General features: G+C 51.9%; 17 protein-coding genes. 16 read left to right on the top strand and 1 reads right to left on the bottom strand.

Annotated elements, in window-relative coordinates; translation table 11 throughout:
* Positions 1-10: 10 nt before the first annotated feature.
* The 11 genes from BM040_RS07450 to BM040_RS07400 all read left to right on the top strand — a co-directional run bounded on the left by BM040_RS07450 (position 11) and on the right by BM040_RS07400 (position 17,939).
* Positions 11-1,753: an FAD-dependent oxidoreductase gene (locus tag BM040_RS07450; RefSeq protein WP_092099880.1), complete on the top strand. Its 1,743-nt coding sequence runs from the start codon at positions 11-13 to the stop codon at positions 1,751-1,753.
* On the top strand, positions 1,743-3,293 hold the full coding sequence (locus BM040_RS07445; RefSeq protein WP_092099879.1) for a PQQ-dependent sugar dehydrogenase: 1,551 nt from the start codon (positions 1,743-1,745) through the stop codon (positions 3,291-3,293). The genes BM040_RS07450 and BM040_RS07445 overlap by 11 nt, the downstream gene beginning before the upstream one ends.
* Positions 3,290-4,534 (top strand): NRAMP family divalent metal transporter, encoded by a 1,245-nt coding sequence (locus tag BM040_RS07440; protein ID WP_092099878.1) that lies wholly within the window; start codon positions 3,290-3,292, stop codon positions 4,532-4,534. Before BM040_RS07445 ends, BM040_RS07440 begins: the two co-directional genes overlap by 4 nt.
* Positions 4,535-4,570: 36 nt before the next feature.
* The gene (locus BM040_RS07435) at positions 4,571-5,587 is read left to right on the top strand and encodes a Rossmann-fold NAD(P)-binding domain-containing protein (protein WP_092099877.1); all 1,017 of its coding nucleotides are present in this window, start codon (positions 4,571-4,573) and stop codon (positions 5,585-5,587) included.
* Entirely contained in the window at positions 5,587-6,660 is a 1,074-nt protein-coding gene (locus tag BM040_RS07430) for a dihydrodipicolinate synthase family protein (RefSeq protein ID WP_092099876.1), read from the top strand. Before BM040_RS07435 ends, BM040_RS07430 begins: the two co-directional genes overlap by 1 nt.
* Entirely contained in the window at positions 6,657-8,639 is a 1,983-nt protein-coding gene (locus BM040_RS07425) for a ligand-binding sensor domain-containing protein (RefSeq protein ID WP_092099875.1), read from the top strand. The genes BM040_RS07430 and BM040_RS07425 overlap by 4 nt, the downstream gene beginning before the upstream one ends.
* A gap of 137 nt (positions 8,640-8,776) precedes the next feature.
* On the top strand, positions 8,777-9,751 hold the full coding sequence (locus tag BM040_RS07420) for a Gfo/Idh/MocA family protein (protein ID WP_092100316.1): 975 nt from the start codon (positions 8,777-8,779) through the stop codon (positions 9,749-9,751).
* A gap of 86 nt (positions 9,752-9,837) precedes the next feature.
* A complete protein-coding gene (locus BM040_RS07415) occupies positions 9,838-10,566 on the top strand; it encodes an SGNH/GDSL hydrolase family protein (protein WP_092099874.1) in 729 nt (242 codons plus the stop codon).
* Positions 10,567-11,107: 541 nt separating this feature from the next.
* Positions 11,108-14,218: a SusC/RagA family TonB-linked outer membrane protein gene (locus BM040_RS07410; RefSeq protein WP_245756131.1), complete on the top strand. Its 3,111-nt coding sequence runs from the start codon at positions 11,108-11,110 to the stop codon at positions 14,216-14,218.
* Positions 14,219-14,235: 17 nt separating this feature from the next.
* Positions 14,236-15,714, top strand: a complete 1,479-nt coding sequence (locus BM040_RS07405) for a RagB/SusD family nutrient uptake outer membrane protein (protein ID WP_092099872.1) — start codon at positions 14,236-14,238, stop codon at positions 15,712-15,714.
* Between the two features lie 179 nt (positions 15,715-15,893).
* Positions 15,894-17,939, top strand: coding sequence for a ligand-binding sensor domain-containing protein (locus BM040_RS07400; protein WP_139217778.1), 2,046 nt, complete (start codon positions 15,894-15,896; stop codon positions 17,937-17,939).
* Between the two features lie 121 nt (positions 17,940-18,060).
* Here BM040_RS07400 and BM040_RS07395 read toward each other — a convergent pair whose 3' ends face one another.
* Positions 18,061-19,287 carry an ROK family protein gene (locus BM040_RS07395; protein WP_245756130.1) on the bottom strand — a complete coding sequence of 409 codons (1,227 nt, stop codon included), beginning with the start codon at positions 19,285-19,287 and terminating at the stop codon, positions 18,061-18,063.
* 403 nt (positions 19,288-19,690) lie between these two features.
* Here BM040_RS07395 and BM040_RS07390 point away from each other — a divergent pair, with 403 nt between their 5' ends.
* The 5 genes from BM040_RS07390 to BM040_RS07370 all read left to right on the top strand — a co-directional run bounded on the left by BM040_RS07390 (position 19,691) and on the right by BM040_RS07370 (position 26,194).
* A complete protein-coding gene (locus BM040_RS07390; RefSeq protein ID WP_092099869.1) occupies positions 19,691-21,139 on the top strand; it encodes a carbon starvation CstA family protein in 1,449 nt (482 codons plus the stop codon).
* A 526-nt stretch (positions 21,140-21,665) separates the two neighbouring features.
* Positions 21,666-22,892, top strand: coding sequence for an XdhC family protein (locus BM040_RS07385; RefSeq protein ID WP_092099868.1), 1,227 nt, complete (start codon positions 21,666-21,668; stop codon positions 22,890-22,892).
* A gap of 19 nt (positions 22,893-22,911) precedes the next feature.
* On the top strand, positions 22,912-23,511 hold the full coding sequence (locus BM040_RS07380) for a nucleotidyltransferase family protein (protein ID WP_092099867.1): 600 nt from the start codon (positions 22,912-22,914) through the stop codon (positions 23,509-23,511).
* 68 nt (positions 23,512-23,579) lie between these two features.
* Positions 23,580-24,044: a (2Fe-2S)-binding protein gene (locus tag BM040_RS07375; RefSeq protein WP_092099866.1), complete on the top strand. Its 465-nt coding sequence runs from the start codon at positions 23,580-23,582 to the stop codon at positions 24,042-24,044.
* Between the two features lie 2 nt (positions 24,045-24,046).
* The gene (locus BM040_RS07370; RefSeq protein WP_092099865.1) at positions 24,047-26,194 is read left to right on the top strand and encodes a xanthine dehydrogenase family protein molybdopterin-binding subunit; all 2,148 of its coding nucleotides are present in this window, start codon (positions 24,047-24,049) and stop codon (positions 26,192-26,194) included.
* Positions 26,195-26,216 lie beyond the last annotated feature (22 nt).

Below are 26,216 nucleotides of genomic sequence, written 5' to 3'. Positions count from 1 at the left end.
AAGTCAACACATGAAACGCAGAAACTTTATTGAAATTCTCACGGCTACAGGAGGCGCTATGGCAGCGGCCTCTTTAACTGTTTTTCCGGAGAAGGCATTGGCAGAGGTTAAAAAGGCGGTTGCGCCGAATGGCGAAGAAACCCTGACGGCAGATGTGGTGGTGGCCGGTGGCGGGTTAGGTGGCTTTGCTGCCGCCATGGCTTCCCTTCGCAACAACCAGACGGTTGTACTCACCGAGGAAACAGATTGGGTAGGAGGACAGCTTACAAGCCAGGGCGTACCGCCCGATGAGCACCAGTGGATAGAGTCGCACGGGGGAACGCAGTTTTACCGCGACTTCCGGAATGCCATCCGGGAATACTACAAACGCCACTACCCGCTCACGGAGGAGGCTAAAAAACGGCCGCACCTGAACCCAGGGGATGGCGCCGTGTCTAGGCTATGCCACGAGCCACGCGTAGCCGTGGCCGTTTTCAACGACATGATGGCACCTTACATTAGTTCCGGCAAACTAGTGCTGCTGCTGGAGCATAAAATCACTGACGCCAAAGCAAGCGGCAACAAGGTGAGCGAGCTCACCGCAAAGAGCCTGCGTACTAACAAAACCACTACACTGAAGGCCCCATACTTTGTAGACGCAACCGAACTAGGGGAGCTGCTGCCTCTGACTGGAACAGAGTTCGTCACTGGTACAGAGTCCCGGAAAGAGACACGCGAGCTGCATGCGCCGGACAAGGCAAACCCCAACAGCAACCAGGCCTTCACCGTTTGCTTTGCCATGGATTACGTGCCAGGCGAGAATCATGTGATCGAAAAGCCCCGCGACTATGACTTCTGGAGCAACCACATTCCGGATCTGCAACCTGCCTGGGCTGGTAAGCTGCTGGCCCTGCACTACTCAGACCCGCGCACCCTGAAGCCGAAGAACCTGGGTTTTCACCCCGAAGGGCAGAAGACAGGGGATATGCTCAACCTGTGGAACTATCGCCGGATCATCAATAAAAGCAATTTCAAAGAAGGCACCTACGCCGGAGACATCACCATTGTCAACTGGCCGCAGAACGATTACATGCTGGGCAACCTGATTGGGGTCTCTGAGAAAGACTTTAACAAGCACGTGGATGCTGCCAAGCAGCTGAGCCTGTCGCTTTTCTACTGGCTGCAGACAGAGGCACCTCGCCCGGATGGGGGCAAGGGCTGGCCGGGACTGCGCCTGCGCAAGGACATCATGGACACGGAGGATGGCATGGCCAAATACCCCTACATCCGGGAGTCGAGAAGAATCAAAGCCGTTTTTACCGTGCTGGAAGAGCACGTAGGCAAAGAGAACAGGCTGAAAGTGGCCGGCAAAAAGAACGGCACCACCTCCGCATACTTTTATGACAGCGTGGGCACGGGCTATTACCACATCGACCTGCACCCCACCTCCGACAAGGTAAACTATGTGGACTTTGCCTCCCTGCCCTTCCAGATTCCGCTTGGGGCGCTGCTACCAGTAAGAATGGAGAACCTACTGCCAGCGAACAAAAACATCGGCACTACCCATATTACCAACGGCTGTTTCCGTCTCCATCCGGTGGAGTGGAACATAGGCGAATCGGTGGGTATGCTCGTCACCTTTGCCCGCAGCAAAAACGTGATCCCCAGAAAAGTAAGGGAAGACAAGGCGCTGCTGGCGGAGTTCCAGGATTTTATCCGGGCGCAGGGAATTGAAACGGAATGGCCTAAAAATACTTCCTCCGATGAGGCATAAGGCAATAGCGGCCCTGTTTTTCGCAGTGTTGGCTGGTTGCGTCAGCAGCAAAGACCAGGAGGTGATCCAGAAAAAATATCCAATCGAGTCTACCCTAGATTTGGGTGCTTCTGTGTTGGGCGTGAGCGTGGTGGCCGATAGCCTGGATGTTCCCTGGGATATTGCCTGGGGGGGCGATGGCAGCATTTGGATGACGGAGCTGAAAGGTACCGTGAGCAGGCTGGATCTGAGCACAGGCGAGAAACACGAGCTACTTAAAATTGACGAGGTGTGGCACAAGCGTACGGCCGGACTCCTGGGCATGGCCCTGCACCCGGACATGGAACGCCACCCCTACGTGTTTGTGAACTATACGGCGCGGGAAGGCAAGGACAGTACCATTGTCTCAAAGCTTGTCCGGTATACTTACAAAGGCGATACGCTCACCAACGCCAAGACGCTGCTGCAGATTGAGGGAAGCACCGGCCACAACGGAGCCCGCCTGGCTTTTACAAAAGACGGCAAGGTGCTCTGGGCCACAGGCGATGCTGTGAAAAGCGATTATGCTCAGGACTCTACTGCTTTAAATGGCAAGATCCTACGGATAAATATTGACGGATCCGTACCAGTTGATAACCCGATCAAGGGAAGCTACGTCTTGGCGTGGGGCTTTCGGAACATGCAGGGGCTGGCGGTTGCATCTAATGGACAAATTTATACTTCCGAGCATGGCGATGCGGTTGAAGATGAGATTAACCTGGTGAAGCCCTTGCAGAACTATGGCTGGCCCGAGATAGAGGGTGTCCATGACAAAGACGAAGAAAAGGCCATTGCAGCAAAGTATCAACGAACGGAGCCCTTAAAATCGTGGACCCCGACCATCGCGCCAGCTGGCATTGCCCTATACGAATCTGATGCTATTCCGGAGTGGAAAAACGCTATTCTGCTCAGCACTTTGAAAGGCAAGAGCTTGCGGGTGCTGAGGCTAAACGAAGCCGGAACAGCCATTACCTCCGAAGAAATTTTCTGGGAGAACGAATACGGAAGGCTCCGGGATATCTGCGTCTCCCCGACGGGTGATATTTATGTAGCCACCAGCAACCGCGACTGGAACCCCTCGCCGGGCTTCCCAAAAGAAAACGATGACCGGATTCTGCTTATCCGAAAGGTGAAGAAGTCAGAGGTACCGCCGCAGCTGCTTGCCTCCAACGCCAAAGGCGGGGGAACGGTAACCCCAGAAGTGACGGGAGCGACCTTGTACAGCCAATACTGCTCCTCTTGCCATAAAGATGATGGAGCAGGTGTGGCCGGTACGTTTCCCCCTTTGCAGGGTGCCGAGCAGGTAAAAGGTGACAAGGCCGTGCTGATGAATATTGTGGTTAATGGCTTGTCCGGACCGATCGTGGTGAAGGGGAATAAGTATGACCAGGCTATGCCTGCTTTCGGCTTTCTCAAAGATGAAGAGCTGGCCAGTATCCTGACCTATATCCGGAGCAATTGGGGCAATAGTGCCTCTGCAGTAAGTATAGAAGATGTAAAAACTTATAGAAAGAAGCAATGACCGCTCCCGTTACAGAACAGAAACCCGTACGTGGCAGCACCTTACAAAGGTGGCTGCTCTCCCTTGGCCCTGGTATTATCACCGCAGCGCTGGTGTTTGGTCCTAGTAAAATGACCATTACCTCCAAGATGGGGGCAGACTATGGCTACTCCCTGCTTTGGGTGGTGGCCGTGGCGATTTTTTTTATGGTGATTTTCGCTGGCATGGGAGCCAGAATTGGGGCCGTTAACAAAGGTTCTTTGCTGAGCCTGATCCGGCAGCAGTGGGGTAGCAAGGTAGCCATTGCCATAGGTATAGGCGTGTTTTTAGTGACCACTTCCTTCCAGGCAGGAAACTCTATTGGCGTAGGCATTGCCATTGCGGAAGGAACAGGTACCAGCCCGGTTTTGTGGGTGGTGGTGTTTAATATGCTCGGCATCGGACTGCTGTTTTTCCGGTCCTTTTACAAGATGCTGGAAAAGCTCATGATTTTTCTGGTAGCCCTGATGTTGTTCTCCTTCGTCACGACGCTGTTCATGGCGGATCCCGATGCGGCAGGAGTAGCCTATGGTTTTGTACCGGCTGTGCCCACCGGTTCTGCCGGACTGATTATTGCCTTTACGGCTTCCTGCTTTTCCATCGTAGGCGCCTTCTATCAATCTTACCTGGTGCAGGAGCGTGCCAAACTCAGTACATCCACCGAACAAAACGACAACGTAGCCGGCGGCAGTACCACCGGGATCCTTATCCTGGGCGTGATGAGCGCGGTGGTACTCATTTGTGCCGCTGCTGTACTACACCCACAGGGCATAAAAGTGGACAGCGCCTCACAAATGGCCAAGGCGCTGGAGCCTCTGTTTGGCAGCAATGCCTCGGCTTTATTTCTGGCCGGTTTGTTTGGCGCTTCCTTTTCCTCACTGGTAGGCAATGCAACTGTAGGGGGCTCCCTACTAGGGGATGCCTTGGGGTATGGCAGCAACCTGAACTCCAGGCAGGTGAAGCTTTTTATTGCCTTGGTAATGGTGGCGGGGGCCACTATTGCGATTCTTTTCGGGAAGCTGCCCCTGGAGCTGATCGTGTTTGCCCAGAGCGTGACCATCTTTCTGGTGCCCTTTATCGGGGTGGCGATGTATGTGATTGCAAACAAAGCCTCTGTCATGGGAGCACACAGAAATAGCCTGGCCACCAAAATATTCGGGGGCGTAGGCTTACTGCTCCTTATCGGCCTTGCCGTGAGCAACGCCATAGACATGTTAAAATAAAGCTCTGTGCGGCAGAGTATACTTAAGCAGATACGAATGAAAGACTTAGAGAAATTAGAGTATGAATTGTTGAGCCCTTCCGACAAGCTATTGCAGGATATGGCCAAGATCAAAGGGGATATCATACTTTTGGGTATTGGTGGGAAGATGGGGCCAAGTATGGGCAAGCTGGCCAGGCGCGCGGTGGAGGAAGCAGGCTTGAATAAGCGCATCATTGGTGTTTCCAGGTTCTCTGACGGGAGACTGCGAGATGAGCTGGAGAGCCATGGCATCGAAACAATCGCAGCTGATCTACTAAATGAAGAGGAGCTGATGAAATTACCGGATGTGGAGAACGTGCTCTACCTGGCGGGGAACAAGTTCGGTACTACCGGTAAGGAAGCCTTTACCTGGGCTATGAACGCCTACCTGCCTGGCCGCGTGGCCGAAAAGTATAGAGACGCTAACATTGTGGCTTTTTCCACCGGTAACGTTTACCCCTTTGTACCAGTAACCTCAGGCGGTTTGTCAGAGGAATCCGCCGCTTCTCCGGTAGGGGAGTACGGCCAGTCCTGCCTCGGCAGGGAACGTATCTTCGAGTACTTCTCGCAGAAAAACAACACGCCCACCCTCATCTACCGCCTCAATTATGCCGTTGACTTCCGTTATGGCGTGCTACTGGAGATAGCCAAGGCCGTGTATGAGGGCCGTGAGATAGATCTACGAACAGGCAATGTGAACGTGATCTGGCAAGGCGACGCCAACGAGATCGCGCTGCGCTCGCTCCTGCACTGCCAGGCCCCGGCTAAAATCCTTAACGTGACCGGCCCGGAGACGCTGTCAGTCAGATGGGTGGCGGAGCAGTTCGGCCAACTACTCGACATAGAGCCAAAGTTCGTTCACGAAGTACAACCAACCGCCTTGCTGAGCAACGCATCCGAGGCGCATAAACTGTTCGGCTACCCTAGGGTGACTATCCGCGAAATCATCGACATCACCGCGCTATGGCTCACAGAGGGCGGCTCTACTTTTGGCAAGGCTACACATTTTCAGGAAAGAGAAGGGAAGTTCTAATGACACAGATACTAGACACAACACTCAAAGCATTGTTGCACGATGGCACCGTCATTCCGGCGCACCCGCTGGCCCTGAATGCTGACCGGAAACTGGATGAGCGCATGCAGCGCCAGCTGACCCGCTATTATATGGCTAGTGGTGCCGGTGGGGTGGCGGTAGGCGTGCACTCTACACAGTTCGAGATACGCGATCCAAAGATCAACCTTTATGAAACCGTACTCAGGCTGGCTGCCGAAGAGGTGGAGAAAGCAAAGCTCAACCGCCCATTCATTAAAGTGGCGGGTATTTGCGGCCCGACGGCACAGGCCATCCAAGAGGCGGAGGTCGCCTTAAAGTATGGCTATGACATCGGGTTGCTGAGTATGGGCGGTTTGCAAGGCTGGTCGGAAGAGCAGATCCTGGAGCGCGTGCGGGAAGTGGCCCGTATCATGCCCGTATTTGGATTCTACCTGCAACCGTCGGTGGGTGGCCGCATTTTTAGCTACGACTTCTGGTATCAATTTGCTGAAATCGAAAACATCGTGGCCATCAAGATTGCCTCCTTTAACCGCTACCAAACCCTGGATGTGATGCGGGCCGTTTGCCACTCTTCCCGAAGAGACGAAATTGCCATGTATACGGGCAACGATGACAACATCATCCCGGACCTGATGACAACCTACCGTTTTACCATCGATGGGCAAACCGTGGAAAAAGAGTTTGTAGGTGGCCTGCTGGGGCACTGGGCCGTCTGGACGCACAAGGCAGTGGAACTGCTGGAGGAAATCAAGGCCTACCGTAAGGATAAAACAGCAGAATCTGCCGATGCACTCTTAACCAAAGGCATCGAAGTGACTGACGTAAATGCGGCCATGTTTGACCCGGCGCATGCTTTCCATGGCTGCATCCCGGGTATACATGAAATATTGCGAAGGCAAGGTTTGCTGGAGGGGCGCTGGTGCCTCAATCCAAACGAAGAGCTCTCCGAAGGGCAGATGGAGGAGATTGACCGGGTATACGCCGCTTACCCTCACCTGCACGATGACGAATTTGTAAAAGCCTTTCTGAAAAAGGAAAATATCCTGGTATGATGCGCAAGTTACCCTTTGCTGTGCTGCTCTGGTTGGGAATAGCTTGCCTTTCCCCGAGTTGGGCGCAGATCCCTTCTGGTAAGTTCACAAACCTTGGGCCGCAGGTGTACGCTTCGCTTATCCAGGGGAGTGTTTTTGCCGATGATGTGGCCGGAAAGAGCTATGTCTATACGGTCGTAAGAGGCCGGCCGGCTCATTTTATCGGTTACAGCCTGGACCCGCTCAAGCTAGTGGTAGACGCCCCGCTTGCTGACACGGATGGCTCCTGGGATGTAGAGGTATCGACGGACGGAACCGTTTACATCGCGGCTGCCAACGGCGTGTTGTTCAAGCATGTGCCGGGCACTGACGCGGTCACCAGCCTGGGTACGGTGCTGCCAGGCGAAAAAGTGATCTGGGATTTGGCAGCAGGCAAGGACGGGGAGATTTTCGGTGGTACCTACCCGGGTTGCCGGGTGTTCCGCTACCACCCCAAAGATGGCTTCAGCGATGTGGGCCGCGGCCCCTTGGTGGAGGACGAGAACTATGTGCGGAGCGTGACCTACCACCAGGGAACCGGAAAAGTATACGCAGGCATTGCCTCGCACTCGGCGATGGTGGAGCTGGATCCGAAAACGGGCGAGAAAAAACAGCTACTTCCTGACCATGACAGAGACCAAGAGGCTATTTACCATATCAACTTAGTGCATGGCTTGAAAGGTGGCGACAGGGTGTTCGGCTGGCTCACGGGACCAACCGAACGGATCACGACCATCTATAACCTGAAGACAAAAAAGTTTGAGGCGTATATGCCGACCATGGACGTGAAATCCGTCATCAAAGCGCCAAAAGGATCTAAAGTATACTACACGGCAGGCAAAAAGCTCTACGAAATCGACTACGCCACCAAAGCGCCGGCGCCGAAAGAACTAACTGCTACCGAGGGGGAAACCAAAACAATCCGCTGGGGCAAAAACGGCCTGTTATACTTGCTAACCAGCAGCAAGCACATCCATACTTATAACCCGAAAACCGGTCAGCTGACAACCGAGCAAGTAGGCATTCCCGGGCAGCCAATCGACATTCAATCTATTGGGATTGGGCCGGATGGCTTGGTTTGGTCGGGCGGTTACCTGGCGGGTGGGCATGCCACCTACAACCCGGCTACCGGAGAGAACAGGCAGCTGCCGGGCCTGGACCAGACAGAGGGGCTGGCCAACCTGGGGTCTGAAATATACTTTGGGATTTATGCCAAGGCGCGGCTTTATGCCTATGATACCAAAAAGCCCTGGGACATGAAGCAAAACAACCCCAGACTGCTGGGGCAGATTAAGGGGCAGGATCGTCCGTTTGCCGTGCTGGGCCTGGAGAAGCTAAACAAGGTGCTCTTCGGCACCGTGCCAGGGTATGGGCAATTGGGCGGTGCCCTGGTGGAGTATGACGTCGCCACCGACAAGCTGGAAACGCTTACAAACCTGATACCGGATCAGTCGATTGTGAGCCTGGTTGAAACAGGAGACCTAGTGATTGGGGGGACTTCCATTTTCGGAGGGCTTGGCGGCAAACCGACCCAGGCCGAGGGCAAGGTCTTTGGGTGGGATCCTGTACGGAAGCAGAAAACGTTCGAGCTCGTGCCGGTGCCCGGCGCGATGGCCATCACTGGTTTGATGAAGGGGCCGGACGGCAACATCTGGGGCTTTGCCGATGGAGACTTATTTATACTTGATGTGGCTAACCGTAGCGTCCTCTCCACGCATAGGCTCTTCGAGATTCATACTCGCCCTAGCCACATCTGGCGTAGCGCCTTCATGATGCTGCACCCTTCGGGGACAGTATATGCCGCTGTCAATGGCAAGTTTTTAAAGATTGACCCCAACACCAAGCAGATGACGCAGCTGGATGAAAATGTAGGTATGCCGGTTATGGATGAGCAGGGGAAATTATACTTTAAAAGAGGGATGGACCTGTGGCTATACGAGCCGGAAGCCCCTGTGGAGTAAGTATAGCAGCTCGGTAAGAAGTATAACTACCTGTAGAGTAACTGTAGATTTAGTTTAAACGAACGATTTATTATACCGTGAGAGGATACACCAACCGCCGTTTGTTCCTGAAGTCTGCTACCTTGGCCAGTCTGGGCATGGGCCTGAGTCTGTCGCCATTAGCCGCTTTGGCTCAGGACTCTAAGCCACGGAGAGGCAAAAGAATAGGCATAATCGGGCTGGATACATCGCACAGCATCGCTTTTACCAAAACGTTCAATGCGCCTGATGCAGGGCCGGAGTACGGTGGCTATAAGGTTGTAGCGGCCTACCCGCACGGCAGCAAAGACATTGAGGAAAGTGTGGCTCGGATTCCGGGATACACGGAGGAAATACAAAAGTATGGGGTTAAGATAGTGAACTCCATCAAGCGCCTGCTGTCTGACGTGGACGTGGTGCTGCTGGAGACAAACGATGGGCGGCTGCATCTGGATCAGGCCCTGCAAGTCATCAAGGCGAAAAAAACGCTCTTTATCGACAAGCCCATGACAGCCTCTCTGAGCGACGCCATCGCCATTTTTGAGGCTGCCGAGAAAGCTAATGTGCCCGTGTTTTCCTCTTCCTCGCTGCGCTTTATGGCCAATGTGCAGGAGGTGATGCAGGGCAAGTATGGAAAAGTATACGGTGCCGACACCTACAGCCCGGCTACCCTGGAGCGCACGCACCCGGATCTCTACTGGTATGGTATCCATGGGGTGGAAACGCTATTCTCGGTAATGGGCAAAGGATGCAAAAGTGTAACCCGGTACTATACAGAAGGGGTTGATGTGGTCGTCGGTGTTTGGGCGGATAACCGGATAGGCACCTTCAGGGGGATACGGGCAGGTAAGACAGACTTTGGGGGTAATTGCTTTGCCGAGAAGGGCATTGTATCGCTGGGGCCTTTTGCCGGCTACAACCCCATGCTGGTAGAAATAGCAAAATTTTTTGACACTGGAAAACCGCCGGTAAGCCCCGACGAGACACTCGAGATCCTGGCGTTTATGGACGCGGCGGATGAAAGTAAGAAGCGGGAAGGCGCTCCGGTGACGCTGGAGGAAATGTTTGAAAAGGCCGGGGCCAGCAAGTCGTAACAAGTATAATAATATAATAACTCATGTCAAATTCCACCAGCCTTGCCACTATCCAGAACATCTAAACCGGTTTTAAAACTCACAGTATGAGTCAGCTAAAGTATATCGTCCTGTTGCTCTTTTTAACTACTCTGCCGGGTATTGCCTCTACGCAATGCATTATACTTAACAAAGGCGTGCCCGGGCATAACAGCCGGGATCTGCTACAGCGGGTAGAGCAGGATGTGCTGGCCGAACAGCCGGATTTGGTCATTATGATGGTCGGCACTAACGACATGGTCAACTCTCACAAGTTGGTAGATTACGAGGAGTACAAGGAGAATTACCTGACCCTTATCCGGAAAATAAAGGCCCGGGGGGCCGAACTCATACTGCTGGCACCGCCACCGGTGGATACCGGGTATGTGCTCGGGCGGCACGACCGCCGGCTCTACTCCGAAGACCTGAATGTGAAGCTAGAGAAAGCTGGGACGATCGTCAGAGCACTTGCCGAAGAAAACAAACTACACTTCATAGACCTGAATACAATTTTCAAAGCAACCGGATCGCCAAATCGGGAAGAGCATTCACTGCTTATCAACGAGAAGAATCTGGGCAAGCCCGACGGGATTCATCCCACGAAAGAAGGGTATGAGCTAATGGCCGAAACCATTTATACTTATCTGCAGGAGAAAAAGCTTTTAAAAGGTAAAAAGAAGCTTGTCTGCTTTGGGGATAGTATGACCTACGGTAGCTACATGGCAGGAGCCGGCACAGCGCAAGGCAATACTTATCCGGCGCTTCTGAGCAGCATGATCAACAGAGGACAGCCGTAATTTTTTAATTAGTTGGCTTTCTTCAATCATGAAATAAAGAAATACAAATTCTATTGATTAAATAATTTGTTAATAAAATTCAATTAATAACTTATTTCGTATATTAGCCTAAAGTTGAATAAAAATAAGATAAACCACATCTGGCGGTAAAGGCACCCCCCTGTATTATTAACGGAACCTAACAATATAGCTCAGGGCCGTGGTTATACTTGGTAGCCTATATAATTTCAATGGGATCGGGGAGGAAGAGCGGGGTATACGCGGTGTTTATGCTGGCTGAGCCTTTAGCGTAAAACGCGTTAATCTGATGTGTTTGAAGTCTGCTTAGGGGCATTAGCCCTTTCTTACATGATGCAGAGGCAGCCCTGTATTTATGCTCCAAAGATGGCTGCCTACAGGTATAAGCCTGGGCAAATACCAAGATAGAAGAAACAAGGAAAAGTGTGGTTGGGTGAGACTACTGTAGTCGTTTTCTATTCTTGAGGCATTATGGATTATTGTCTTTTCAAGATAAACATCAACTCTTAATAATTGCCTGAATATGAGAAAAACGTTTACCCAGCGGTGGCGAAAGGGGTTTGCCATCTTATTCCTCTGTTTCTCTGCCTCTGCTGCGCACAGTCGGGACACAGAAACCATACTGAGCCCAGAAATTATACTTCCGGAATGGGTGATGTCCGGCAAGGTTGTTTCCTCGAATGGGGAGGCCCTTCCGGGTGTAACCGTGGTGCTGAAAGGAACCTCCCTGGGCACTTCCACCGATGCCGGGGGTAACTATACGTTGAGCGTTCCGGATAAGCCTGGCACACTGGTTTTTTCCTTTATAGGGATGGTTACCCAGGAGGTGCCAGTCAATGGTCCTGGAACCATCAACGTCACGCTGGCCGATGACGCCAAAGCGCTGGAGGAAGTGGTGGTGATTGGCTATGGCACCGTGAAGAAGAGCTCCGTTACGGCCGCTGTTACCAAGGTCGAGAACACCAAACTGGACCAGATTCCGGCAGGGCGGCCTGAGGCGGCGCTGGCTGGCCGATTGGCCGGTGTGAATATTACCCAGAACCGCAGCATTCCGGGCGCAGCGCCGATTATCCGCGTGCGTGGGGCAGGTTCCATTAGTGCCGGTAACGATCCGCTGGTGGTGATTGATGGGTTTCCGGGCGGTAATCTGGAGAGCATCAACATGAACGACGTGGAGTCGATTGAGGTGCTGAAAGATGCTTCTTCAGCGGCCATCTACGGTTCCAGGGGTGCGGGCGGTGTAATCATCGTGACTACCAAAAAAGGAAGATCAGGCAAGCCGAAGCTCAACTTCAACGCCTACACCGGCTTCTCCAAGGCCATGGGGCACGACGATTGGATCTCAGGCCAGGAATACTATGACTACGTGGTGCGCTACCAGAACCGCGAGTTTGTGTGGGCCGGTGGAGACCCTTCTATCCCGGTTTGGGGCGATGACCGCCGTCCGGCACAGTACCAGGTGCACCCGGCTATCAAAGAAAACAACATCAACTGGCAGGACGAAGTGCTGCGCACCGCCCCGATGCAGAACTACAACCTTTCGGTGAGCGGCGGCACGGATAACGTGAAATACTACGTGTCCGGTGGCTACAAGAACGAGCAGGGGACTTTGCTCAACACCTGGTACAAAAATTACTCGGTGCGTGCCAACGTGGATGTAAAGGTGAACTCAGCTGTGAACGTGGGCTTTAACATCAACCCAAGCTTCTCCAACCGCCGCTACTCGCCGCTGGATATCAACCCGCTGGTGAAATACCCGCCGTTTGTAGCCAAGCAAAACCCGGATGGCACCTACCCGAAAGCGCGTGATTACTGGGGCGTAGTGGTAACGGGTGGTGTGAACCCGCTGGCCATCCTGAACGGCTCCTCTTATTACTCCACCACGATGAATAACATTGGCGAGGCCTATGTAGGCTTAAAGCTGCTGGAGGGGCTGAACTTTAAGTCGTCGGTAGGTACCAACATCTCTTACAACACTGCCGAAAATTTCCAGGCTTCCTATGCCTCGAACGCGGGGGTATCCTCAGGTTCCTCTGCCGATGCGCGTAACATCAACTTGGTAAACGAGAATGTGCTTAGCTACGACAAAACCTTCCGGGATGTCCATTCCCTGAGCGGTATAGCCGGTGCTTCCTACCAGAAGTATACGAACCGCTTTGCCACCATCGGGGCGGTAGCGGGCAGCTATAACAACGACATCATCGAAACACTGAACAACGCTATCGTGAACGCCGGTGCCACCAGTACCTCCAAATCACAGTGGGGTCTGGTGTCCTATTTCACCCGTCTGCAGTATGGCTTCAAAGACAAGTACCTGTTCTCCGGCTCGATCCGAACAGATGGCAGCTCGCGCTTTGGCCCGAACAACAAGTGGGGTTACTTCCCGTCGGCTTCGGTGGCCTGGAGGGTTTCGGAGGAGAACTTCATGGATGCCATTCCGGCCATCAGCAACCTGAAGCTGCGTGCGAGCTACGGCGCCACTGGTAACTTCAACATCGGCGACTTTGACTACCTGGGCCGCGTGGGCAGTGTGAATTACTCGCCAAACAACCAACTAGCCAAAGGGCAGGCACAGGTCTCTTTCGGCAACCCGGAACTCAAGTGGGAGAGAACCAACAGCTATGACGTGGGTGTAGAGCTGGGCCTATTCGATAACCGCCTCAACCTGGTGGTGGACTATTACGACAAGCGTACCACCGACCTGTTATACTTTGTAGGTATCCCGGGCATCACGGGCTTCAACGATGCGATCTCGAACATCGGCGAGATCAAAAATCATGGCTTTGAAGTGGAACTCAGCACCAAGAACCTGGTAGGTGCCTTTACCTGGGAGACCGACTTTAACCTGGCCCGTAACAAAAACGAGGTTGTGAGCCTGGGCGGGGTAGATGAAAGAATCTTCACCGATACCTATGGCATGAGCTGGATCCTCAAAGTTGGGGAGCCCATGTTCTCCTACTATGGCTACAGGGCTATCGGGGTGCTGCAGAACGCAGAGGACGTGGCCAACTCACCCATTAGAGCCGGTTCCAAGCCTGGAAACACGAAGTTTGCGGATGTAGACGGCGACGGGGAAATCACGCCGGAGGACAGGGTTATACTTGGCAACTTCCAGCCCAAGATGATCCTGGGCATGGTGAACAACTTTGCCTGGAAAAACTTTGACCTGAGCATTGCCATGCAAGCCTCCTTGGGTGCCAAGATGTATAACTTCGAGAATGAGTACTACCAGGGTGCCCTGGCCGGGGCCATGCGCCGCTCACTGGTGGAGACCCAGTGGTGGTCTGAGGCGGAGCCGGGAGACGGCAAGATGCCCGCCAGTGCGCTCAGTATGCTCACTTACCAGACCTCTGCTGACGTGTACATCGAGGATGCTTCCTTCCTGACTATCCGCAACCTGAACTTGGGCTACACGCTGCCTAGCTCCATCACCGACAAGCTGCGCATGAATAACCTCCGCCTTTATACTTCTGTGAGCAACCTGCTGATGCTGACCAAGAAGGGCTTCCACGGCTATAACCCGGAGGGCTTTACCGCTGGTGAGATCGGAGGAGTGAACAGCCGCCCTGGCTTTAACAACGGCTCTGAGCCGGTGAACCGTGTCGTGACGTTTGGTGTGAACCTGAGTTTTTAATTTCTTCCTGAAGCGAAATGAAAAGAACAATTTATACTTCTGTAGCCGCCCTGTGCCTGGCCCTTGCCCTGAGCAGTTGCCACGACGAGTTACTGGAAATGACGCCCCCTTCGGCCCTGACGGAGGTGAATGCCTTTAACAATGCCAAGGACCTGGACCTGGCCATGCTGGGTGTGTACAACCGTCTGCAGGTCCGCAAGCCCAATGATTACCTGATACTGGAAATGCCTAGCGACAACCTGTATATGTCGAACAACACGGCCGTGGCCGGGGCAAACGAGGCGGACCTGCTGGCCTTTACGCCCGATAACCCGCAGGTGGCCAACTACTGGGAAAACTCCTACAACGGCATCTTCCGGGCCAACGCCGTGCTCGGCAACATCGAAAAGCCACTCAATTACGCCAATGGGCAGAAAGACCAGCTGATAGGGGAGGCCAAATTCATGCGGGCCCTGTTCTACTTTGACCTGGTGCGGGCCTTCGGAGACGTGCCAAAAGTGACGGCCACCATCTCCAAAATTGAGGAATCGAGAACAATTGTTAGAGCCCCGGAGAGCGAGATCTACGACCTGATTGAAGAAGACCTGAAAGAGGCGATTACAAAGCTTCCTTTACAGGCCAATATTGCCAAGGGAAGGGCCACCAAAGCGGCGGCAGTAGCGCTGCTGGCCAAAGTATACGTTTACCAGAAAGACTGGAATAACGCTAAAACTTACCTGGAGCAGTTTCTGAACGATTACCCCGGGTATGGTTTGGTAAACGACTTTGCCTCGCTTTGGAAGCTGGAAACTGAGGACAACCAAGAGACGATCTTCAGCATCAGGTACGTGGATGGTACGAACGGCCATGCCTTGTCCACAGCATTTATCCCGAACAGTGGTGCCATTGGGGTGGTGTCTCGTGGCGGTGAAGTGGCGCTGCCTTCCTGGAGCCTGCACAAGCAGTACCAAGAGGGAGACACCCGTAAGAATGCCACGATAAAGGAGTTTTGGACGCCTCCTTCTACCCCGAACAATCCGCCCATCTGGTATCCTTATGTAAACAAGTATGCGGTACCCCATACCTATGGTGCTTCGGGGTTAGATTTGCCGGTGATTCGTTTTGCCGATGTGGTGTTGCTCTATGCCGAGACGTTGTATGAGTTGGGGCAGCCGGACCAGGCACTTGTGCAGCTAAACAAGGTGCGGGAGCGGGCGTTTGGAAGTACAGCCAATAACTACACGCTGGCTGATATTTCGAGCAAGGAGGCTTTCTACGATAAGCTCTTGCTGGAGCGCCAGTTGGAGTTTGCCTATGAGAATGAGCGCTGGTTCGATTTGGTGCGCACAGGCAGATACATGAGCCTGACTCGGGAAGAGAGAGGGTTTAACAACAATACGCAGACAGCCCTGTCCGTAAGCCTTTCCCCGAAAGAACACTTGAAGAACTTCCCGATTCCGCAGCGCCAGATTGATCAGTCAGCACCAGGTGTATTGACGCAGAACCCGGGGTACTAATTGAGCAACGTAAAGCTTCATTGATGAAGGATTCCTGCCTTGTTGGTGTGGTCTGCGGGGCTACTACTTCCAGGGCAGGAAATCCTTTTTAAAGGTACTTACCCAGGTAAACTGAAGTATACTTTACACTGGTTCATCCTGCCTGGGGTAAGCATAATATCAAACTTAAGATTATAGGTATGAAGAAACATATACTCTTATGCAGCCTAGGGCTTGTGCTCTGTAGCTTACCAGGTTGGGGACAGACAAAGCAAACAGCCCAAACAGCCGCAGCGCCTCGGGAGGGAAAGAGCGTCTTACCCAAAGATGCAGCAGCCAGAGCCACTGCTGGTGCCGGGAAGTTCACAGATCTGGGCCCTCAGGTAGGAGCCGCCGCCATTCAGGGAAGTGTGTTTGCCAAAGACGACCGGGGACGTGAAATGGCCTATACCGTAGTGCGCGGGGAGCCGGCGCATTTGCTAGGGTATGACGTGCAGACCAACAAGTTGGTGGTAGACCTGCCACTGGAAAAAACCGATGGTGTCTGGGACCTGGCTGTTTCTTCGGATGGCTGGTTGTATGTGCCCAGCGCCAGCGGTTACCTGTTTAAACACCGTCCCGGTACCCAGCAGATTGAAAACCTGGGGTATACTTTGCCGGGCGAAACCTACCTGTGGGACTTAGCAGCCGGTAAAGACGGAGAGATATTCGGGGCATCCTACCCAGGATGCAGGGTGTTCCGCTACCATCCTAAAGATGGCTTCAGCGATGTGGGAAAGGGGCCGTTGGTAGAGGGCGAAAAGTATGTGCGGAGCCTGGTATACCATGAGAAAACAGGTAAAATTTATGCTGGCGTTGGGTCGCATGCCCATCTGGTTGAGTTGGATCCCAGAACAGGCGAAAAGACTGAGTTCCTGCCTCAGGAGTTCAAGAGCCATGAGTTTGTGTACAACATGAGCCTGCTGCCCGGCATGAAAGGGGGCGACCGGCTGCTAGCCTTGATTACCAGTGGAGGAGAGAACAAGAGCCTGGTCATTAACCTGAAGACCAAAAAAGTAGAGCAAGTGCTAGGCAACCTGGATGTGCGCTCTGCCTCGCTTTCGCCGGATAAAAGGCTGATGTATTATACTTCAAATGGCAAACTGCACACCCTTAACCTGGCTAAACCAGCGGAGCAGGCGAAAGAAGTGATGGCCACGTCCGGTGCCATTACCATGAACTGGTCAAAGGGCGAAGGACTGTCGATGATCACCTCAGGAAAGGAGGTTGTCAAGTATAATCCTGCCACAGGAAAGTCTACGGTGGCAAAGCTCGATGTGCCGGAGCTGCCCATTCCGATCCAGTCTATTATGAGCGGGCCGGATGGCCGTATCTGGACCGCCGGCTATGTGGCCGGAGGCCACGGGGTGTTTGATCCGGCCACCGGCAAAACAGTAACGCTAAAAGGCTTGCACCAAACAGAAGGCATGGCTGTTCAGGGCTCCCGTATTTTCTTTGGAGTGTATCCTCATGGGCGGCTTTATGTGTATGACACCCAAAAACCATGGGACATGGCGCAACAGAATCCCCGGCTGATTCAGCAGGTACAAGGGCAGAGCCGACCTTTCGCTATTACAAGCGCTGATGCCAAGGGAACTATGTTCTTTGGAATGGTACCGGAATATGGCCTGTTAGGCGGCTCCCTGCTGGAGTACGATCCTCAATCAGATAAACTTGTAGATCACAAAGCGGTGATGGAGAACCAATCGATCGTGGCGCTTTGCCATCAGAAAAACATGGTTTTCGGTGGCACCTCGGTTTGGGGAGGCATCGGGGCACACCCGACGGAGCAGGAAGGAAAACTATTTGTGTGGGACGCTACCACCGGCAAAAAAGTATTTGAGACGGTGCCCGTGCCTGGCGCCAAGGCGGTTACCTGCCTGAAGGTTGCCCCGGACGGTAAGCTTTGGGGCGTGGCGGGAGGCACCCTATTTACCTACAGCATCGAAGAAAAAAAGGTGCTAACCAGGCACGAGTTATACTTCATTAGCGAAGAGAGGGCCAACAACTTTGTCTGGCGCGATGCTTTCCTGGTAATGCACCCGAATGGCCTGGTGTACGGCACGGCCAATGACGAACTGTTTGTGGTAAATCCGGAGACGATGGAAATTCAAAAGTTGGAAAAGAACGCCTCCTTGCTCACATTGGGAAAAGACAACAAGCTCTACTTCAGAAGAGGAACACACCTATGGAGCTATGAGCCTTAGGTGTGCGGCAAAGTGCATGGAAGGGCGGTGACCCGGTTTTGTATCAGTATAAAAATGCCTGTATCCCTTGTCGTCGGGGTACAGGCATTTTTAGTAAAAAGCGCCAGAGCATTTAAACGGCTCATCCCAGATCAAGCTGCCGGTTGCGGGCTAGCAGGCAGGCACCTATAACACCTGACCTGTTCCCTAAGCTTGAAATTTGAAAAGTAGTATCGTTATTTACCAGGCTCAGAGAATAGCGGTTTACAGCACTTTTGATAGGCAGTCTGATATATTCCCCGGTAGCGGCCATGCTCCCGCCCAAGACAACCAGCTCAGGGTTAAATATATTGATAAGCCCTGCTAAGGTTTTACCTATCTTCTCTCCAATCTGGGCGATAAGCTCGATCGCCAGCACATCATCGTTGTTAGCGGCATCAATAATGCTTTCCAAGCTCACATCGTCTAGGTTATGTTTGTTGCGCATAACTAACGTAGAAGATCCCTCTGCTACTTTTTCCTTGAACATCCTGACCAAAGCCCAACCCGACGCCTCCGTCTCCAGACACCCCTTCTTGCCACAGTGACAAAGTATTTCGTTGTCAAAAACAGGCATATGGCCAAATTCACCCGAATAGCCTGATTTGCCGTAATAAAGCTGTCCGTTCATGATGATGCCTGAGCCAAGCCCATGGTCCAGGTTCAGAAACAATACATGCTTATAATTATCTACTGAGCCGTTGCTGTACTCTCCAAAAGCCATAGCCCTGGAGTCGTTCTCCAGGTATACTTTTATACCGATTTCCTCCTCCAGAATTCTACTCAGAGGTTCTTCCTGGAAATGAAAGAAGCTGTAGCTATGGCCCGTTGCATAGTTGATCCTGCCTGATAAGTTAATCCCCATACTCCAGATTTTGGACTTGGGAATAGAGAGTCCGGCTATAAAGCCTTTGATGATATTGCATAGCTCAGCGAGGGATTCCTCGCTGTTATTGAGCAGGTAAGGCACATGTTCCTCTATTTTTACAAGGTTCTTCTGAAGATCAGTTAAACCGATGTTTACGGAATTGTTCTTCACATCAATCCCCAGAAAGAAGCCAGCATCAGGGGCAAGGCCATACAAGTTCGGTTTTCTGCCACCCGTGGAGCCCACCTTTCCATAGTCACGTACCAAGCCATCGCTGATAAGGTCGTTGAGGAGGCTCGTAACTTTGGGTGCGCTTAAGGTAAATTCTTTGCACAGTTCTGCAATAGTAGCATTGCCTACATTGGCAAAATAAGAAACGATACTTCTTTTTTGATTGACGTTCTTATAGGCCACGCCAGTCATATTTTCTTTCCCTAATTCCTCTAGTAAAGAGTTTTCCAATATGTTCATGAAGCTTCTATGGGTTTAGATAAGGAATTAGCCGGAAGCAGCGTGCTGTCGACTGTTATAAGCTAGAGAGGTATTATTGAGGTTTTTAAATTTATTACTTAAATATAATGATATTAAGTTGATTTTTTATTAAGTTTAATAAACTATTATGTGATTTTTCTAAATTATTTTCCGCCCCATCACAAGCAAAAAAATTATTGCTCGTTCCTATGACTTCCTTCTACCGGTTGAGAAACATTTTACATAAGTGGCAGGGTGAGGGTAAGGAGACCTGTGGAAGCCAGTCGGGAGATTGAGTACGTGAACAGCGGGAATGAGGGGTTGGCCCTTCTCATAGGAGAACCTCATGACAGAAACAATTTAACTATAAAATTTAGCGGGAAAAAGTATAAGTATGGTTTCATTCCTCATCTCCGTGTTGGCATTGGTTCTGGGCTATTTATTGTATTCTAAAGTAGTTGTGCACGTCTTTGGAGCCGATCCGAACAGGGCAACACCTGCACGCACGATGCGGGATGGTGTGGATTATGTGCCTTTGCCATGGTGGAAGATTTTTATGATCCAGTTTCTGAACATTGCAGGGCTGGGCCCCATTTTTGGCGCCGTGGCTGGTGCGATGTGGGGACCTGCTGCCTTTCTGTGGATTGTGCTCGGAACCATATTCGCCGGGGGAGTGCACGATTATCTATCCGGGATGCTTTCGCTTAGGCACAAAGGAGAGAGTATCACGGAGATAACCGGCTATTACTTAGGTACAGGCATGAAGCGTTTCATGCAGGTGTTTACGATCGCCCTGATGATTATGGTGGGTGCAGTGTTCATTACGGGACCTGCCAAGATACTAGATGATGTATTAGGGGAGGTAGGGGATTTGCGCATGTGGGTGTGGGTGATCTTCGCCTACTACGTTATCTCTACCGTGCTGCCAATCGATAAAGTGATTGCCAAAGTTTACCCTTTATTTGGTATCGCTTTGTTGTTTATGGTAGGAGGGGTTGCTGTTATGATGCTAGCAAATGGCATTCAGATCCCCGAGATTACCTGGTCCTCTCTCACAAACCAGCACCATACACCAGAAAAGTTTCCACTGTTTCCCATGCTCTTCATTACCATAGCTTGCGGAGCTATATCGGGCTTTCATGCCTCACAGTCGCCCATGATGGCGCGCTGCATGACTAACGAGAAGCAGGGACGGAGCATTTTTTACGGCACAATGGTGACAGAGGGCATTGTTGCTCTGATCTGGGCAGCCATCAGTATGAGCTTTTACGGAGGAGTTGGGGGGCTAAACGAGGTAATGGTACAACAGAAAGGAAACGCCGCCTTTATCGTTAGCGATATCTCAAACTCCCTGTTAGGTAAGGTGGGGGGCGTGCTCGCCCTGCTAGGAGTTGTTGCAGCGCCCATAACCTCTGGTGATACTGCCTTTCGCAGCGCGCGTCTGATTATAGCAGATTTATTAAAATCAAAACAGAAGCAGCTTCTGAACAGGATCCTGATCAGCCTGCCTTTGTTTGCTTTGGGATATGGGCTTACCCTGTTAGACTTTGGTATCATTTGGCGTTACTTTGCCTGGACTAACCAAACCCTGGCTACGATTGTGTTATGGGTTGTGACGGTATATCTGATAAAGGAGGGGAAGCAGTTCTGGATAAGCTTGGTGCCTGCTGTCTTTATGAGTGCAGTCGTCACTTCCTACATTCTGCTGGCTCCTGAAGGGTTTAACCTCCCCCATGAGATTGCCTACGCCTTAGGTACGGGTATCGCGTGTCTGCTGCTTCTAATCACCCTGCTAAGGATGTATCGCGGGAAAGCTAGGGTAGAGGTAGAACTGGCTGACTAAGCAAGGAGGGCACTTGTTGATGAAGCTGTGACCGAACTCATCCGGTGCGTCTTATCGAGGGTGTTTTTACTCCTTCCCAAAGCAGATATGTGTTACCTAACTCCTCTAACTAGAGTGGGGACATTTTCTGGGGGGTAAAGCTCTCCTTGTGAGTGGAGTGCTGGCAGGGACTAGGCCTTCTCTGCTGGTAGGAATGCCAAAATCAGCTAAAAGCCTGCAAATGAAGAGTTTGCAGGCTTTTTTGTTTCTACTGGGCCCCTAAATTTTACACCTTTTCAGGTATTATAGTCGCATTATCCGGTGAGTTCCTCAAACGCCTCCATTGACTCACCGAATCGGTTTGTAGCTGGCTAAAATTCAACGAGTATAGGAGCAAACGCTGCACCACGCATTGGCTTCATCCATTCTTCGCATCTTCAGTCCTAACAAGTATACTTCGGGAAATATAAACGGGCAGAGCCTATAAGCGACGAAAGCTATTCCGTATTTTAGGGGTAACTTTTACATAGTTTGCTTTAAGCTAGATATGAAGGAGATTCAGGATATAGTTGCCGCGTTTGAGCAAGCCCGTGAGCAGAACAAAAAAACAGCGCTGGCAACGGTGGTGCATGTGGAGGGTTCGTCTTACCGAAGGCCGGGTGCCCGGATGCTGGTGACGGAAGATGGACAGCTGACAGGCGCTGTGAGTGGTGGGTGCCTGGAAGGGGATGCGTTGCGTAAAGCACGGCTGGTGATGCTGGAGCAAAAGTCCATGCTCATCACCTATGATACAACGGATGATGACGATGCTAAATTAGGCGTAGGATTAGGCTGCAACGGCATCATTCGAATATTGATAGAGCCCATCAACCCGGAATCGCCTGACAACCCTATCGCATACTTTAAAACCTTTTTGAGTAGCCGGCGAGCTGCTGTACTCATCACCCTGTTTTCGTTGGAGAACAGGGTGGCAGAACAGCCAGGCACCTGTCTTTTTATCTCTGAAGGCAGAAAAGTTAGTGGTACTTGCACCGACAAAGCTATAGAAGAGGCCTTATTGACGGACGCCGAGCGGGCACTGGAAGCAGGTGTTTCGGTAACCAAAACATATGTTTCTTCTGAGAACACCCTGACTGGTTTTGTGGAAATACTAAAGCCAGCGGTTTCGCTTGTAGTAGTGGGAGCAGGGAACGATGCCATACCGCTCACGCAGCTGGCTGCTATACTTGGGTGGCAGGTGACGGTGGTAGACGGACGTGCCAATTATGCTACAACAAATCGTTTTCCTGGGGCACAACGCGTGCTGGTTTCTAAACCGAAGAAGGTGCTGTCTCACATCCAACCAGATGCCCAGACGGTGTTTGTGTTGATGACCCACAACTACAACTATGATATAGCCATGCTGCGTCAGTTACTGCCACTGCAGCTGCCCTACATCGGTTCGTTAGGCCCTAAAAAGAAGCTGGACCGGATGTTGGCAGAGCTGCAGGAAGAGGTCCTGGTTATTCCGGAAGAGCAGCTGGCTTTTGTGTATGGGCCCACAGGCCTTGACCTAGGAGCTGAAACACCCGAAGAAATTGCGCTATCTATCATTTCAGAAATAAAAGCGGTTCTTTCCGGTAAAAACGGCACTTCCTTACGGAATAGGCAGGACGTTATCCATCCTCGTGAAGCTACAGTGATTGAGCAGGAGATTTTAGCTGATAATTCAACTAGTGCATCTACCGGGGCCAGAGGAACAAGTATGAAGGGTAGTTTTACATGCGGTTCTTAAGGAGAGATTCAGAGCTATCATGACAGGATTGGTATTATTAGCTGCAGGAGCGTCTACCCGGCTGGGAAAACCGAAGCAGGAACTATACTTTGAGGGCATGACCCTGTTTGAGCGGGCCATAAAGACAGCGCTGGGTTCTGCCTGCACTCCTGTTGTAGTTGTACAGCGTGCTGAGGCTACTTTTGCCCTGCCTGAGGCTATTGCCCATGCGGTTACCATGGTGCAGAACCCTGAATGGCAGGAAGGTATGGCCTCTTCCATCAGGTGTGGTTTAACAAAACTGCTCGCACTCGCGCCTGATGTTTCCGCCTGCATTTTCATGGTTTGTGACCAGCCTTTCGTACAGGAGTCGCTGCTGGATAACATGATACAAACAAAACATGAGAGCCGGAAAGGTATCGTGGCAAGTGCCTACAAGGATACCATCGGTACGCCTGTGCTTTTTGATAAGCGTTACTTCCCGGATTTGCTTTCATTGCAAGGGCAGGAGGGTGCCAAGAAAGTAGTCCTGAAGTATAAACAGGATGCAGCGACTGTTCCTTTTCCCTTAGGCTATATAGATATAGACACCGCAGAAGATTACGACTCACTAATAAATCTCAAGAATAACACTTTCTAAAGAGGCTGCCCTTTTGGGGGATATTAGAATTTTTCTATCTTAGTATTCGAACTTAAGAAGATTTACGCATGGCACTATACAAGCTTCAAATCAATGGGCGCTCTTATGAGGCAGATGTTGAACCGGACACGCCACTGTTATGGGTGTTGCGTGACAACCTGGGCCTGGTAGGCACAAAGTATGGCTGCGGCATCGCGCAATGCGGCGCCTGCACCGTGCATGTAAACGGCAACCCCATGCGTTCCTGCGCTTACCCTGTTTCGGCTGCTGCCAATGCTAAGATAACCACTATCGAAGGGCTGGAGAGCAACGGCAAACTGCATGCGGTGCAGGAAGCGTGGGATGAAGTGGATGTGGCGCAGTGCGGTTACTGCCAGGCCGGGCAAATCATGACAGCCACTGCTTTTTTAAGTAAGAATCCGAACCCAACAGAGGAGGAGATTGAAACTGCCATGAACGGCAATATCTGCCGCTGCGGTACGTATCATCGCATCCGCGAAGCTGTTGCATTAGCCGCCACTAAACTGAAATAGCCATGACCGATATCTCTACGACAAGCAGACGTAACTTTATGAAGCTGGCTGCCACAGCGGGTGGCGGTCTTGTGCTTGCCTTTAGCTGGACCAACACACTGGCTTCGGCAGTAATGGAAGTGTTAGACGATACCAACCTGGCTAGCGGTAAAATTGACTTCAATAGTTACCTGTCTATCTCGCCTGATGATGTGATTACCATTTTTTCACCAAACCCGGAGCTGGGGCAGAACATCAAGACTTCTTTCCCGATGATTGTGGCCGAGGAGTTGGATGCTGACTGGACCAAAGTGAAGGTGGTGCAGGCTCCTTTGGATACGAACAAGTTTGAGCGCCAGGTAACCGGTGGCAGTGGCGCCGTTCCGCACTCATGGGAGCGACTTCGTAAGGCAGGGGCAACAGCCAGGCAAATGTTGCTGGAGGCTGCCGCCAAACGCTGGAAAGTGTCGGCAGATACCCTGACGACAGAAAACGGTGTGGTGGTGCACAAGGCCAGCGGCCGCAAACTGACGTATGGTGAGCTGGCAACAGAAGCTTCTAAAGTACCTGTTCCGACAGACGTAAAGCTAAAGGACACAAAAGATTTCAAGCTTATCGGCAAGGCGATACGCAATGTCGATAACTATGAAATGATTACCGGAAAGCCGCTTTATGGGCTGGACGTGTATCGCGATGGGATGCTGTACGCTGTGATTCAGCGGCCAAAGGCTTTTGGCATGAAGCTGAAATCGGTGGATGCTGCCGCAGCCAAAGCAATACCTGGCGTGGTGGATGTGGTGACCTTCAAAAACAATGTTGCCGTGGTGGGTACCTCCACCTGGCAGGTAAATAAGGCCCGCAAGGCGCTAAAAATAGACTATGAAGCGGAAGCCCCGCTCGAAAGTTCGTCCGACCACGACCGCATTTTTAAAGAATTGCTCAGCAGCAAAGAGGCAACCGTACGCCGTAAGGATGGTGATGTAGAGGCTGCCTTTAAAAAAGCGGCAAAAGTAGTGACAGCGGAGTATCAATGTCCCTTCCTGTCGCACAGCCCTATGGAGCCGATGAACTTCTTTGCAGATGTTCGCCCGGATGGGGTGGAGCTGATTGGCCCGATTCAAACCCCGGAGCGTGCACGCGCGGATGTGGCGAAACTCCTGAACATTGCCCCGGAAAAAGTCACGCTGGAGTTAACCCGCCTGGGTGGTGGCTTTGGCAGAAGGCTTTACGGAGACTATGTGCTGGAGGCAGCTGAGCTTTCCAGTATTGTAAAGAAACCAATCAAGCTGGTTTGGACCCGTGAAGACGATATGACCGGTGGTACGTATCGCCCGGCAGTGCGCTATCGCTTCGAGGCGGCACTGGACGCAAAAGGGAACATGATTGGTTACAAACTGCGTGGTGCAGGTATAAACTCAGGTAATCCCACGCGTGAAGACAACTTCCCTTCCGGTGCTGTCGAAAACCTGCTAATAGATTCTATAGAACATCAATCGCCAATCACCACAGGGGCATGGCGTGCACCCATCACCAACTTCCTGGCATTTGCTGAACAGGCTTTCCTGGATGAAGTGGCGCAGGCAGCCAAAAAAGACCCTGTGCAGTTCCGGCTGGAGTTGCTCGATAAAGCCAAAAACGCACCTGTTGGTGCTATCAAGTATGACATCGACCGCATGAAAGGTGTCATCAACCTGGCAGCCGAAAAGGCAGGTTGGGGCAAGAAGGAGGGAGTATCGCAAGGCTTTAGTGTATACTTCTCCCATAGGTCTTATGTAGCGCAGGTGGCGGATGTGGTGATGAAGGAAGGCAAACCTGCAGTTGACAGGATTCATGCTGCCGTGGATTGTGGCATTGTGGTAAACCTGAGTGGTGCATATCAGCAGGTGCGCGGTGGTGTGATTGATGGCCTGGGGCATGCCATATATAGCAACCTTACCTTCAAGGATGGCGCAGCAGAACAAAGCAACTTTAACAACTACCGCCTGATCCGGATGAAAGAGGTGCCGGAGGTAGATGTATACTTCGTTAACAACGGCATCGATCCGACCGGTCTGGGTGAGCCGGCGCTTCCTCCAACGGGTGGCGCTGTTGCAAATGCGATTTACAAGGCAACAGGCAAGCGGTTACGGAATCAACCCTTTATCAACCAGCCGGAGCTAAAGACAGTTTAACTGATGTTAGTTACAGAGCACA

The sequence above is a fragment of the Pontibacter chinhatensis genome, assembly GCF_900113285.1.
GTDB classification, from domain to species: Bacteria; Bacteroidota; Bacteroidia; order Cytophagales; family Hymenobacteraceae; genus Pontibacter; species Pontibacter chinhatensis.
This window is presented reverse-complemented; position numbering and strand designations above follow the sequence as displayed.